We start from the raw sequence: 12,222 nt of genomic DNA, 5'->3' as shown, positions 1-12,222 counted from the left end.
GGGTTTTTTGCGTCACTTGCCGGCGAACCGGTCGGTGGCGATCATCAACTGGTGCAAAATGCCCGGCTCATCATACGAATGCCCCGCCCCTTCCACGATATGCAGCTCCGCCTCCGGCCAGGCCTTGGCCAGGTCCCAGGCGTTCTGCACCTGGCAGGCCATGTCATAGCGGCCGTGGACGATCACCGCCGGAATATGGCGGATCAGCGGCACGTTGCGCAGCAGTTGGTCGTCGCTTTCCAGGAAGCCCAGATGGGTGAAGTAGTGGTTTTCAATGCGGGCGAACGCCAGCGCGAAATCATCCTCGCCGAACGAAGCGGATTCGCGGCTCGGCAACAGCGTGACCGTCTCCCCTTCCCACACGCTCCACAGTTTGGCCGCTTCAAGCTGCACCTGCGGATCGGCCGAGGTCAGCCGCTGCCGGTAGGCGGCGATCACGTCTTTACGCTCGTCATCCGAGAGGATGGACAGCACGCGCTCCCATTTTTCCGGGAAGAAGCGCGAAGCGCCGTCCTGGTAATACCAATGCAGCTCCTGCTTACGCAGGGTGAAGATGCCGCGCAGCACCATCTCACTGACGCGCTCCGGGTGCGTTTGCGCATAAGCGAGCGCCAGCGTCGATCCCCAGGAACCGCCGAACACCAACCATTGATCGACGCCGGCCATTTCGCGCAGCCGCTCGATATCGGCCACCAAATGCCAGGTGGTGTTGTTGTCCAGGCTGGCATGCGGACGGGAGCGGCCGCAACCGCGCTGATCGAACAGCAGCACCTTGTAGCGTTCAGGATCGAACAGCTGACGATGATGCGGGGAGATGCCGCCGCCCGGCCCGCCGTGAATGAATACCGCCGGTTTACCGTTCGGGTTACCGCTCAGCTCCCAGTAGATCCGGTGGCCATCCCCAGTATCCAGCCAACCGCTGTCGTATGCCGCTAACGGCGGGTACAAACCTCGTAATTGTTCCATGGCGCTTTCCGTCTCTCTGTGAGTCATGCTTTCATCAAAGCGGAAGCCGCCCGGCAGGTCAACGGTAAAACCCGAAAACTCGAACGCGCGCCGAGAACTCGGCGCGCGTTTGCTCAAAATCACAACGACCTGCCTGTAAAATGCCCACAGGCCCGATCAGTTGAGGTGCGCGATCGCACTGATCTCCACCAACTGCTCGGGCGAAGCCAGCCCGGTGACGCCAATCAGCGAACCGGCGGGCCGGTGATCGCCGACATAGCGCTTGAACAACGCAATGCACGGTTCAACGTGCGCCTGTACGTCGGTCAGGTAGATCTCCACATACACCAGGTTCGAACGTTCGGCGCCGAATCCCGCCAATACCCGATCCAGGTTGTCCAACGTCTGTTGGGTTTGCCGTTCGATATCGCCCGCGCCGATAAACTCACCCTGCATATCATGGGAAAACTGCCCCGAAATGTAGAGGGTGTCTTTGACGCGAACGCCTTGGGACACGCCATTCTCCTCTTCCCAAATGACCCCGTGATGGTAGTGCGTGATGCCGTTTTTCATGCTGCTTCTCCAACCGTTTATCGTTTCCATGACGACTATAATCGTTTGATTGGCGAATGAATGTCGTCACTGAAACGACATTGACTATGCAGTTAATTAATTGAATATGTTAAATTAATTATCTTATCACCGGCTCTCGGGGGGCGGCATGCTGCGGGCGAATCTCAATGACATTCAGGTTTTCATGGCCGTCGTCGACGCCGGCAGTTTTGTCGCCGGCGGACAGACGATGGGGCTATCGCGCTCGGCGGCGGGCAAGGCCATCGCGCGTCTGGAGCAGCGGCTGAGCGTGCGGCTGTTGCATCGCACCACGCGTTCGCTTGGCCTGACCGACGAGGGGCGAGAGTTTTATCGGCGCGGTCTGCAGATCCTCGCTTCGGTCGACGACGCCGAGGCCAGCGTGGCCGGCGACAAAGGCACCCCACGCGGGGTGCTGCGGCTGACTGTTCCCGCCGCCTTCGGCAGACGGATCCTGTTGCCGCTGGTGCCGAAATTTCTCGTCGCCTGGCCTGAGGTGCAGGTGGAGATCAGTTTTTCCGATCGCCTGGCGGATATCGTGGAAGAAGGATTTGATTTGGCGGTGCGGATTGGCGTCACGGCGCCGGATACCCGGCTGGTGTCCAGAACCCTCGCCAGGTATCGCGCCCTGCTGTGCGCCTCCCCCGCCTACCTCGCCGCCCGTGGCGAACCGCAAACCGTCGAGTCACTCGCCGGGCACGAGGCTCTGCTGTTCAGCAGCCGCAACCAAAAACAGCCCTGGCGGCTGCGCGACGAGCGCGGCGAATGGGTCAAGGCCCCGGTGCGCGGCCGCCTGCGGCTGGACAGTGGGGAAGCGTTACGCGATGCCGCTCTGTCCGGGTTGGGCATCGCGTATCTGCCGGAGTTTATGATTGCGGAGGACTTGGCCGCCGGCCGTCTGCGGCAGGTGTTGCGCGCCGTGGCGGGTGAAGAAGTCAGGATTGTGGCGCTCTATCCGAATAAGCGCCTGCTGGAACCCCGCGTCAGGCGCTTTCTCGATCTGTTGGTGGATACGCTCGGCGGCTGAGACCTTACCCGCCTTTACGCATATGCGGCTCACGCATCTCCTGCGCGGTTTTCGCCTCGATGCTCAGTTCCGCCGTCGGGCGCAGCAGCAGGCGCGCCAGCCCGATGGGTTCGCCGGTTTCCCGGCAGTAGCCGTATTCGCCGTTCTGCAAGCGCGCCAGCGCCGCATCGATTTTCGGCAACAGGCGGCTTTCGCGATCCAGCTGGCGGAACAACAGGCGCAGATCCTCTTCGCGCGCCGCCTTATCGGCCTCATCGCCCGTCGCTTCGCCGCCGTCGATCTCTTTTTTCAGCTCATCGATGTGCAGCAGCAGCTTTTGCCGCTCATCCTGCAGCAGCTGACGGAAAAACGCCCGTTGAACCGAGTTCATATAATCAGAATCCGGCATGGCCAGCAGTTGCTGCGCATCCGGTAATGCCATCACAGTCATTGCGTTCTCCGAACATTGAAAGTGTAATATTATAACATAATAATTATTTTTATCACCCGGTCATCCTAAAACAAAATATCATTTGTAAACAGCAGGTTAAATGCAATTCGCACTTTGTCGCTTGCATCCTGCCGGCTTTAGGCGGTTAATGACTAAGCAAGCCACCCAATCATAGGTAACGAGAGGCCATCATGAGTAAGGGAATGGATAGCAAAAAAAATGCGAAGAAGAAGCCGTTGAAAACCCCAGCTGAGAAACGTGCGGAGAAACGCGCCAAAAAAGCGCATCCGTCTGGTGAGTAAGCGTCCTTCCATCCGTCATTAAACCCGCCAAGGCGGGTTTTTTATTGCCTCACAGGAGAGATGGCCAATGCCCTGCTTTACCCTCGCCGCCGCCCAATACCCCGCTGCTGAGGCCGATATCGCCAGCAACCTTGAACGTCACCTGGAATTTATCGCGCAGGCAGCCGAACGGCAGGTGCAGCTGTTGGTGTTTCCCGAACTGTCGCTAAGCGGCTATGAGTTGGCCAATGCTGCTGAACTGGCGCTGACGCTGGGCGATCCCCGCCTGCAACCGCTCAGTGCAGCGGCGCAATCGCGGCAGATGACGATCATCGTCGGCGCGCCTTTGCACAGTGGCCAGGCGCTGCATATCGCCGCCTTGATCTTTCACCCCAACGGCACGGTGGCCGTCTATACCAAACAGCATCTGCACGGCGCGGAACAGCAATTCTTCTCGCCCGGTGAGGGCGGCCCGTTGCTGGAAATACAGCAGCAACGCATCGCGCTGGCCATCTGCGCCGACACTTCGGAACCTGGCCACGCAAGCGCCGCCGCACGGGCGGGCGCGCAGATTTATGCCGCCGGCGTGCTGGTATCTGAAGCCGGTTACGCGAAAGACAGCGCCGTGCTGGCAGGCTATGCCCGGCGTTATGGCATGGTCACGCTGATGGCCAACCATGCGGCGCCGACCGGCGGCTGGATCCCGGCGGGCCGCAGCGCCATCTGGGGTAACACGGGAGAGCTTCTGGTTGCCGCGCCGGATGACGCTCCTGGGCTGATCATCGCCGGCAAGACTTCCGACGGTTGGCACGGCCGCCTGTGCCGGTTAAGCTGAAGCCTGACGGCAACGCGGAGGAAAGCATGACGTTACGCGTAATAGATACCGAAACCTGCGGGCTGGACGGCGGCGTGGTGGAAGTGGCCTCCCTCGATCTGCTCGACGGCCAGTTAACCAATCCGATGAGCGATCTGGTCAGCCCGGACCGCCCCATCAGCCTCGACGCGATGGCGATTCATCACATCACCGAACAGATGGTGGAAGGCAAACCGCGCATCGCGGTGGCGATCGGCCGCTATCAGGGCAGCCCCTACTATGTGGCGCACAACGCCGCCTTTGATCGCGGGGTGTTGCCGGAGATGAACGGCGCCTGGATCTGCACCCTCAAGCTGGCGCGCACGCTGTATCCGGACATCAAGTACGGCAACCAGTATCTGCGCTACGCGCTGAACCTGGACGTGCAGCTGCCGGCAGACGCCACGCTGTACCCGCACCGCGCGCTGTACGACTGCTACGTCACCGCCGCGCTGCTGCAACGCATCATCAAGGATTCGGGCTGGACGCCGGAGCAAATGGTGCAGATCACCGAACAGCCGGTGCTGCTGAAGAAATTCAAATTCGGCAAGTATCGCGGGCAGGAAATCGAACGCATCGCCCAGGAAGATCCCGGCTATCTGCGCTGGATGCTGAAGTCCATCGACGATCTGAGCCCGGACATGAAGCACACGCTGAAATACTATCTGATTGGCTAGCACAGCGGGCGGCACAGGCCGCCCGCTGTTCGCCGTTACTCCGCCAGCGCCAGAATGAAGGCGTACTCCAACGCAATATCCTCATAGGCCTTGAAGCGGCCGGATTTGCCGCCGTGACCGGCATCCATGTCGGTATACAACAGCAACTGCCGGTCGTCGGTTTTCAGCTCGCGTAGCTTGGCCACCCACTTGGCCGGCTCCCAATACTGCACCTGCGAATCGTGCAGACCGGTGGTCACCAGCAGATGCGGGTATGCCTGCGCCTTCACCTGATCGTACGGGCTGTACTGTTTGATGTAGTCGTAATAGGCCTGCTCGTTCGGGTTGCCCCACTCGTCGTATTCGCCGGTGGTCAGCGGGATGGACTCATCCAGCATGGTGGTCACCACGTCGACGAACGGCACCTGCGCCACCACGCCGTGGAACAGCTGCGGCGCCTGGTTGATCACCGCGCCCATCAGCAGACCGCCGGCGCTGCCGCCCATGGCGAACACCCGCTTGCCGTCGCCGTACCCCTGGGCGATCAGCGTTTCGGTCACGTCGATAAAATCGTTGAAGGTGTTCTGCTTGTTGAACAGTTTGCCGTCTTCATACCACAGCTGCCCCAGCTCGCCGCCGCCGCGAATGTGCGCCAGCACGAACACGACACCGCGATCCAGCAGGCTCAGGCGGCTGGCGCTGAACGCCGGATCCATGCTGCTGCCGTAAGAACCGTAGCCGTACACCATCAGCGGGTTGGCGCCGCGCTGGAAGCTGTCCTGGCGATACACCAGCGAGACTGGCACCTCGACGCCGTCGCGCGCCTTAACCCACACCCGCTCGCTGCGGTAGTTTTCCGGCGTGAAGTTCTTCACCTCCTGCTGTTTGAGCATCGTCCGCTCGCCGCTGTCCATGTTCAGCTCGTACAGCGTGGTCGGGGTGGTCATCGACGAATAGCCGTAGCGCAGCAGCGCGGTTTCCGGATCCGGGTTATACGCCAGCCAGGTGGTGTAGGTCGGATCGTCGAAGGCGATGCGCTTCTCTTCGCCCGTCTGCCTGTGGATCTGGCGCAGCAGCGTCAGGCCGGCATTGCGCTCTTCCACCACCAACCAATCGCGGAACAGGCTGAAGCCCTCCAGCATCACGTCGGCGCGCGGGGCGATCAGCGTCTGCCACTGCGCTTCGTCCGCCTGCTCGCTCTGGTACAGGCCAAAGTTCTTGCCGTCCTTGTTGGAGCGGATATAGAAATGCTGGTGATAGTGATCGATGGCGTACTCGTGATCCTTGCGGCGCGGCACGAACAGCTGCGGCTTGGCGTCCGCACGATCGGCGTCCAACAGCAGGATCTCCGAGGTGGTGGTGCTGCTCAGGTGGATCAGGATAAAGCGCTCGGAGGTGGTCTTCTCCAGCCCGACGTAAAAGGTATCGTCCAGCTCTTCGTAAATCAGCTCGTCCTGCTGCGGATCGCTGCCCACCACGTGGCGATAAACCTGATACGGCAACAGCGTCTTGGCGTGCTTGCGCACGTAGTACACCGTCGAGGAGTCGTTGGCCCACTCGAAGCTGCCGGAGGTGTTTTCCAGCACTTCGTCGGCCCAGCTGCCGTCGGCCAGGTTCTTGAAACGAATGTCATACTGGCGGCGCGACAGGAAATCCTCCGCCACCCCCAGCCGCTGGTTATCGGGGCTGACGTCCAGCCCGCCCAGGGTATAAAACTCGTGGTTCTCGGCGCGCTGGTTGCCGTCGATAAGCACCTCCCAGTGCTCACTCTCGGCCTGCGGCTGGCGCACGGAAATCGCGTATTCGTTGCCCGGCTCGTAGCGCGTCTGATAGCGATAGCCATGGCGCACGTAAGGCACCGAATGTTCCTGCTGCGGAATGCGCGCCACCATCTCTTCGTACAGGGTTTCGCGCAGCGCCTGCTGCGGCTTCAGCATCGCATCGGTGTAGGCGTTCTCCGCCTGCAGGTAGTCCAGCACCTGGCGGTCCGCGCGCTCATCGTCGCGCAGCCAGTAGTAGTCATCCACGCGCGTATCGCCGTGGATGGTGATGGGATAAGGGCGTTTTTCCGCTTTTGGTGGGGTCATCATTGCTAAATCATCCGCTTACATAGATTGCGGCAAGAGTGACACGATTCCCCCCGGCTTGCCAAGCGGCGCTACGCCAGCTCGCGCTTTTTCTCGTTGACGTCGCTCTCGATGCCCTGCTTGACGTCCGCCGGGATCTTCAGCGCCTGCGCCAGCGCATCGAGGTAGCCGCGCTCCATAAAGTGATCGACGTCGATCACCAGACAACTCAGGTAGTAAACCTCCAGCGCCTCGTCTTCGTTTTGCACGCTGCGGGCGATCAATGCCGGGTTGAGCGGCTGATCGAGCGCTTCCTGCACCCAGCCCTGCGCCTCTTCCCCCACCTGCAGCTGCGACAGACTGTGATCGATGGCGCGCTGCTCGTCGGCATCGATATGGCCGTCGCTCTTGGCGGCGAACACCAGCGCCTGCACCAAACGCTTGGCGCGCAGATCCACCGGCGTGGTTTGCAAACCGAACTGCGGTTCGTCCTGATGGGTCTCTTTCACCCGCTGCTTATACTTGTTCCACAGCACCGCGCCCACCGCCGCGCTGCCGCCGATAATCAGCGCATTCTTGCCGAATTTGCCCACCAGCTTGCGCGAAGATTTGTTGGCCAACAGCACGCCGACCAGGCCGCCCAGCGCCGTGGGCGCCAGCAGTTTGCCGATGCCTTCCGCCCCCCCCATCGCACCGGCCTTCTGCCCGATCAACGTTTGAATCTGCTGCATCCAGTTACTTTTCATCATCTACCCCTTGCGTGAGAAAACGCGGCGCGCAGGCGCGGCCGAACCGACGGTAAACCGCCAGATTAGGGGATCTTTTGTCAATTTACGTCTGGGGGATGCAAACCTGTGTTTAGCGGGCCGGGCGGCCCGCCTGGATGGCTGCGGCGTTACGCGTCTTCATCGCCCGCTTCGTCGTCCTGCTCGTACTCCGCCAGCTCGTCGCGCATCGCCTGGATGGCGTCGCGGGTCATCAGCGCCAGCGTGCGGTAGAAACCGGTGGTGGCGTGCGCTTCCACTTTACCGAGGAAGCGGCCGCACCACGGCAGCAGAAACTCGTCGAACAGCGCGATCTGCGCCTGCGCTTCATCTTCCTGCGACTGATCTTCCAGCCAGGAGGCCGCCAGCAGCAGTTGGCCGAAATGGTCGGCCGGCGCCTCCGCCAGCGGCATGCCGCGCTGCTGCAGGAAGGTGCGCACTTCCGCTTCGCTGGCGCCTTCGACGTAGTCGGAGCGGAACGGCGACACGCTGCACTCGCTGCCGACGAACATCGCGTTGAAGTCGGTCGCCAGCTGGTTGACGTCACAGCCCTGTTGCAGGCGCTTCAACAGCTCATCCTGCTCCAGCGGCCAGTGCTGCTGCAGCTTGCCCTCTTTGATCAGCGCGAACAGCGGCACCAACAGCGGATCCTGCGGCTGGCGGTAGAACAGCGTACCCAGCACGCGGCAGACAATCGAAAACTCATTCATGATAAGGCCTTATACAATACGGAAAATTTTGCCGGGACGATGTCACAAATCGGCCAATTCCGCAATCGCCGGCTTGCCGCGCCGCTCGAGAAAATCCAGCAACCGGCGCGGGCTGACGTTAAGAATGCGCGCTTGTGGGAAGCCCACCTCTTCGATGATGCGCTCGCAGTGCTCGAAATTACCCAGTGAAAAAGCGACGTGCGAATCCGAACCCAGCGCCAGCCAGCCGCCGGCGTCGCGCACCGCGGCGGCGATCGCCCGGCAGTTGGCCTCGCTGCCCTTGCGGGAATGGGTGAACGACGAGTTATTCAGCTCCAGCGCCACTTCGTATTTGGCGGCGGCCGCCGCGACGGCGGGAATGTCGATCGGGTAACGCGGGTTGCCGGGGTGGCTGATGATATGCACGTCCCCCTGCGCCATCGCGGCGATCATCGCTTCAGTATTGGACGCTTTATCCTGCGGCGCAAACACCGGCTCGTGGAAACCGGCGATGATCACGTCGGTGGCGGTCAGCATCGGGCCGGTGCAGTCGATATCGCCCTGCAGGTTTTTGATGTTGGCTTCGATGCCGCGCAAGATGCCCACGCCGTTCACCCGGCGCGGCCACACGTGCATGTTCATAAAGTGCCAGTAGTGCGGCGCATCGGCCATGTCCGGGCCGTGATCGGTGATGGCGAACAGCTTGATGCCCTTCTGCTGGGCTTCGGCGATGTAATCGTGCAGCGTGCTGTAAGCGTGGGTGCTGGCGACGGTGTGCATGTGCAAATCAACGGGGTACATTGTTTCTCCTTCCAGAGGGCCCGCCCGCAAAGGTACGGGCAGGCGCGATGACGATAACAGCTTATCAGTTACCGAACGGCGGCTGAAGGATCAGTATCCCCGTTGCCTGTCGACCACGCCGGCCGGGGCATGCCCCGCCTCCAGCGCGCGAATGTTGGCGGCGATCTGATCCATCGCCTGCTGCGGCAACGTGATGGCAGCAATATGCGGGGTAATGGTGACACGCGGATGACGCCAGAACGGATGATCCTGCGGCAGCGGCTCGCGGGCGAACACGTCCAGCGTGGCGGCGGCCATCTGCCCCTGCTCGAGCGCCGCCAGCAGATCGGCTTCCACCAGATGCGCGCCGCGCGCGATGTTGATGAGATAGGCGCCCGTGCTCAACTGCGCGAACAGCTCGCGGTTGAGGATGCCGACGGTCTCCGGCGTATTGGGCAGTAGATTGATGAGCAGTTTGACGCCGTCGAGGAAGGCCGCGCGCTGCGCCTCCCCGGCGAAGCTTTGCACGCCGTCGATCTGTTTGGCGCTGCGGCTCCAACAGCGCACGCGAAAGCCAAACTCGGTCAGCTTGCGCGCCACGCTCTGCCCCAGCACGCCGGCGCCGAGGATGCCGATGGTGAAATCATCCAGCGAGTGAGGATCGAGCGGCTGCCATTCCTGCCGCTGCTGGAGCGCCTGATACTCGTCGAAACGGCGGAAATAACGCAGCGCATAGCTCAGCGCATATTCCTGCATCTGCTGCGCCATGCCGGTATCCTCCAGCCGCAGCAGCGGCACGCCGGCGGGCAGCGTGCCGGGATGTTTGCGTTCCTGATCAAGAATGGCGTCGACGCCGGCGCCGAGGGCGAACACCGCTTTCAGATCGCGGCGGTTGGCCAGCATCTCGTGCGGCGGGCGCCACACCAGCGCGTAATCGGCCGGCCGCTCGTCGCCGCGCTGCCACTCGCGGATCTCGGCCTGCGGCAGGCGTTGCTTGATGCCGGCCAGCCATTCCTGGGCGTTAAACAAGGGGTGGTAATAAATGATGTTCATGCTGCGGGCTCCCGTTTGTTTTTATTGGTTTTCCCCCAGCCTTCCGCGATTCGCCGCCGGATGCAAGCGTTAAAGCCCAAAATAAAAACAGCCCCGACCAGTGGGGGCTGTTGCGCATGCTCGTCAATCAGGCGGCAGACGGGCCGTCGCGCCGGATAAGGCGCCGCAGCAGCGGAATGAGGATCAGCATCGCCACGCCGACGCCCGCCGCCCCCCAGCCCAGCACGCTGAAGATTTCGCTGTAGCCGGGGTTGGTTTGCAACGGCGTGCTGCCGCTGTTTTCCGGCATCAGGCCGGAGACGTAGCCCGCCAGCACCGAGGCGACGCCGGTCACCATCATCCAGCAGCCCATCATCACGCCCTGATAGCGCGGCGGCGCCAGCTTGCCGATCATCGCGTAACCGATCGGCGAGATCATCAATTCACCGACGCTTTGCAGCACATAGCTGATGACGATCCATTTAAACGCCACCAGCCCGTCGCCGCCCGCCATGCTGATGCCCAGCGGCAACACCAGCATGCCGAGCCCGATGCAAAACAGCGATCCGGAGAACTGCAGCGGAATGTCGATGTTGCAGCCGCGAGCGCGCAGGCGGTTGAACCACCAGGCCAGCAGCGGGCCGCCCACCACGATCACCAGCGTGTTGATGTTCTGGATCCACTGCGGCGCCACCTGAATGCCGTAAACGTTCAGATTGATGTTGTGCTCGGAGAACAGCATCAGCCCCATCGGCGCCAGCTGGTACAGCGCCCAAAACACCAGCGAGCCCAGCGCCAGGATCAGATAGGCCGCCATTCTGCGGCGCTCATCGCGCGGATGGTGGCGCAGCGTCACCACACACAGCATCAGGAAGATCAGGGCGCCGAGTACGATCACAAAGTGCCCGCTGAACTCGGCGTGGGTCAGCATCACGCGGATGATCGGCACCAGCGCCACCAGCACCGCCAGCCCGACCAGCATGCGCCAACGGTATTGGCTGCGGCTGGCGTCGTGCAGCGGCGTATTGAGATCCGCCAGAATCCGCCAGCGGCAGACGGCGACGATGATCGCCGCCGCATTGCCCAGCGTGGCGAACAGGAACAGCGCGCGATAGTTTTCCGTCAGTTGGAAATACCCGGCGACGGTAAAGCCAACGAAGAACCCGAGGTTCATGCCGGCGTAGTTCCACAGGAATGCCGATTCGCGCCGGTCATCGTCCGGCTTGAAACGCTGGGTCAGCATCATGTTAATGCAGGTGACGTTAAGGCCGCTGCCGGTCAGAAACATCGCCAGCCCCCAGTACAGCCCCCACACGCCCGCGACGGCAATCAGCGCGCAGCCGAACACCTGCAGCACCATACCGAGCACGAACAGGTTGCGGTTACTGAGGAAACGGCCGCCGAGGTAGCCGCCGAACATGTGCAGACCATAGTTGAAGGCGCCGAACACGCCCATCATGGCGTTGGCGCTGCTTTCGTTGAAGCCCAATCGCTTGGTGGCGTACAGCACCAGCGTGGAGTAAAGCACGGCGAAGCCCAGCGTGGCGAAGATTTGGATGAAGAACAGCGCCCCTGCACCGGGGGGAATGGCATGGCGCGCTTGCGGCGCCGGCATGGCATCTGAAGGAGTCAAAACGAACCTCTACTGCATTATTATGTAATGAGTCTGTCCCTGTCTGCGGTATCGCCGGCCTGTCTCCCGGCAATCTGCGCGGCATCGTGATGTTCCTTGCCAAAAACGCCGCGCCGACACAATTCCATTTAGCGACACATTTGACTAATAATCCAGTATTAATGCATATAACAGCAAACAGACCGATCTCACTGGCGATATATTGAGCTACTTGAACAGAAAAAGGTCAAACAATCGTCTGTCATGAATTCTGGCCGCTGCCTACCCTGCCCGCTGGCGACCGCGAGTGGGAATATCGTTCGGTAAATCAGCAAATTGCTGCAAGTTTGGCTAAACAGTCATGAGAATGAAATAAGAGGGTTGACGCTGAGATCAGATTCTCCTACATTAGCGCCCGTCGACAGCGCAAAGCGTTTTCGACAACAAAACGGTGAGGTGTCTGAGTGGCTGAAGGAGCACGCCTGGAAAGTGTGTA

The 12,222-nt window shown here is 61.4% G+C and carries 12 protein-coding genes; 3 read left to right on the top strand and 9 right to left on the bottom strand.

The genetic code is table 11. From position 1 onward, the window contains the following. Positions 1–12 precede the first annotated feature (12 nt). Together pip and ADK28_RS25555 are read right to left on the bottom strand one after the other, a co-directional pair. Entirely contained in the window at positions 13–966 is a 954-nt protein-coding gene (gene pip, locus ADK28_RS25560; RefSeq protein WP_033641435.1) for a prolyl aminopeptidase, read from the bottom strand. A gap of 156 nt (positions 967–1,122) precedes the next feature. Then, positions 1,123–1,518 (bottom strand): RidA family protein, encoded by a 396-nt coding sequence (locus tag ADK28_RS25555; protein WP_033640666.1) that lies wholly within the window; start codon positions 1,516–1,518, stop codon positions 1,123–1,125. A gap of 148 nt (positions 1,519–1,666) precedes the next feature. Here ADK28_RS25555 and ADK28_RS25550 point away from each other — a divergent pair, with 148 nt between their 5' ends. Beyond that, entirely contained in the window at positions 1,667–2,563 is an 897-nt protein-coding gene (locus tag ADK28_RS25550; protein ID WP_048797010.1) for a LysR family transcriptional regulator, read from the top strand. A 4-nt stretch (positions 2,564–2,567) separates the two neighbouring features. Here ADK28_RS25550 and dksA read toward each other — a convergent pair whose 3' ends face one another. Next, a complete protein-coding gene (gene dksA / locus ADK28_RS25545; protein ID WP_004928840.1) occupies positions 2,568–2,993 on the bottom strand; it encodes an RNA polymerase-binding protein DksA in 426 nt (141 codons plus the stop codon). A 369-nt stretch (positions 2,994–3,362) separates the two neighbouring features. On the opposite strand from dksA, the gene ADK28_RS25540 reads away from it, so the two are divergent. Continuing rightward, the gene (locus ADK28_RS25540) at positions 3,363–4,109 is read left to right on the top strand and encodes a carbon-nitrogen hydrolase family protein (protein WP_048797009.1); all 747 of its coding nucleotides are present in this window, start codon (positions 3,363–3,365) and stop codon (positions 4,107–4,109) included. A 26-nt stretch (positions 4,110–4,135) separates the two neighbouring features. After that, complete coding sequence (gene exoX / locus ADK28_RS25535) at positions 4,136–4,804, top strand: exodeoxyribonuclease X (RefSeq protein WP_048797014.1); 669 nt, start codon at positions 4,136–4,138, stop codon at positions 4,802–4,804. Positions 4,805–4,839: 35 nt separating this feature from the next. On the opposite strand, the gene ADK28_RS25530 is transcribed toward exoX, so the two are convergent. From ADK28_RS25530 to ADK28_RS25505, 6 genes are all read right to left on the bottom strand, one after another. Further along, positions 4,840–6,873, bottom strand: a complete 2,034-nt coding sequence (locus ADK28_RS25530; RefSeq protein ID WP_048797008.1) for a S9 family peptidase — start codon at positions 6,871–6,873, stop codon at positions 4,840–4,842. Between the two features lie 68 nt (positions 6,874–6,941). Then, the gene (locus ADK28_RS25525; protein ID WP_033641437.1) at positions 6,942–7,595 is read right to left on the bottom strand and encodes a tellurite resistance TerB family protein; all 654 of its coding nucleotides are present in this window, start codon (positions 7,593–7,595) and stop codon (positions 6,942–6,944) included. A gap of 149 nt (positions 7,596–7,744) precedes the next feature. Beyond that, a complete protein-coding gene (locus ADK28_RS25520; protein ID WP_048797007.1) occupies positions 7,745–8,323 on the bottom strand; it encodes a TorD/DmsD family molecular chaperone in 579 nt (192 codons plus the stop codon). 42 nt (positions 8,324–8,365) lie between these two features. Further along, positions 8,366–9,103: a phosphatase gene (locus ADK28_RS25515; protein ID WP_033640672.1), complete on the bottom strand. Its 738-nt coding sequence runs from the start codon at positions 9,101–9,103 to the stop codon at positions 8,366–8,368. Between the two features lie 90 nt (positions 9,104–9,193). After that, entirely contained in the window at positions 9,194–10,135 is a 942-nt protein-coding gene (gene ghrA / locus ADK28_RS25510) for a glyoxylate/hydroxypyruvate reductase GhrA (protein ID WP_048797006.1), read from the bottom strand. A gap of 127 nt (positions 10,136–10,262) precedes the next feature. Continuing rightward, positions 10,263–11,729: a peptide MFS transporter gene (locus ADK28_RS25505; protein WP_048797005.1), complete on the bottom strand. Its 1,467-nt coding sequence runs from the start codon at positions 11,727–11,729 to the stop codon at positions 10,263–10,265. Between the last annotated feature and the right edge of the window lie 493 nt (positions 11,730–12,222).

Source organism: Serratia sp. 506_PEND, assembly GCF_001076875.1.
GTDB lineage: Bacteria > Pseudomonadota > Gammaproteobacteria > Enterobacterales > Enterobacteriaceae > Serratia > Serratia marcescens.
This window is presented reverse-complemented; position numbering and strand designations above follow the sequence as displayed.

Excerpts from the sequence above, each read along its gene's own strand:
- pip (WP_033641435.1), bottom strand. The coding sequence starts at position 966 with ATGGAACAATTACGAGGTTTGTACCCGCCGTTAGCGGCATACGACAGC.
- ADK28_RS25555 (WP_033640666.1), bottom strand. The coding sequence starts at position 1,518 with ATGAAAAACGGCATCACGCACTACCATCACGGGGTCATTTGGGAAGAG.
- ADK28_RS25550 (WP_048797010.1), top strand. The coding sequence starts at position 1,667 with ATGCTGCGGGCGAATCTCAATGACATTCAGGTTTTCATGGCCGTCGTC.
- dksA (WP_004928840.1), bottom strand. The coding sequence starts at position 2,993 with ATGACTGTGATGGCATTACCGGATGCGCAGCAACTGCTGGCCATGCCG.
- ADK28_RS25540 (WP_048797009.1), top strand. The coding sequence starts at position 3,363 with ATGCCCTGCTTTACCCTCGCCGCCGCCCAATACCCCGCTGCTGAGGCC.
- exoX (WP_048797014.1), top strand. The coding sequence starts at position 4,136 with ATGACGTTACGCGTAATAGATACCGAAACCTGCGGGCTGGACGGCGGC.
- ADK28_RS25530 (WP_048797008.1), bottom strand. The coding sequence starts at position 6,873 with ATGATGACCCCACCAAAAGCGGAAAAACGCCCTTATCCCATCACCATC.
- ADK28_RS25525 (WP_033641437.1), bottom strand. The coding sequence starts at position 7,595 with ATGAAAAGTAACTGGATGCAGCAGATTCAAACGTTGATCGGGCAGAAG.
- ADK28_RS25520 (WP_048797007.1), bottom strand. The coding sequence starts at position 8,323 with ATGAATGAGTTTTCGATTGTCTGCCGCGTGCTGGGTACGCTGTTCTAC.
- ADK28_RS25515 (WP_033640672.1), bottom strand. The coding sequence starts at position 9,103 with ATGTACCCCGTTGATTTGCACATGCACACCGTCGCCAGCACCCACGCT.
- ghrA (WP_048797006.1), bottom strand. The coding sequence starts at position 10,135 with ATGAACATCATTTATTACCACCCCTTGTTTAACGCCCAGGAATGGCTG.
- ADK28_RS25505 (WP_048797005.1), bottom strand. The coding sequence starts at position 11,729 with ATGCCGGCGCCGCAAGCGCGCCATGCCATTCCCCCCGGTGCAGGGGCG.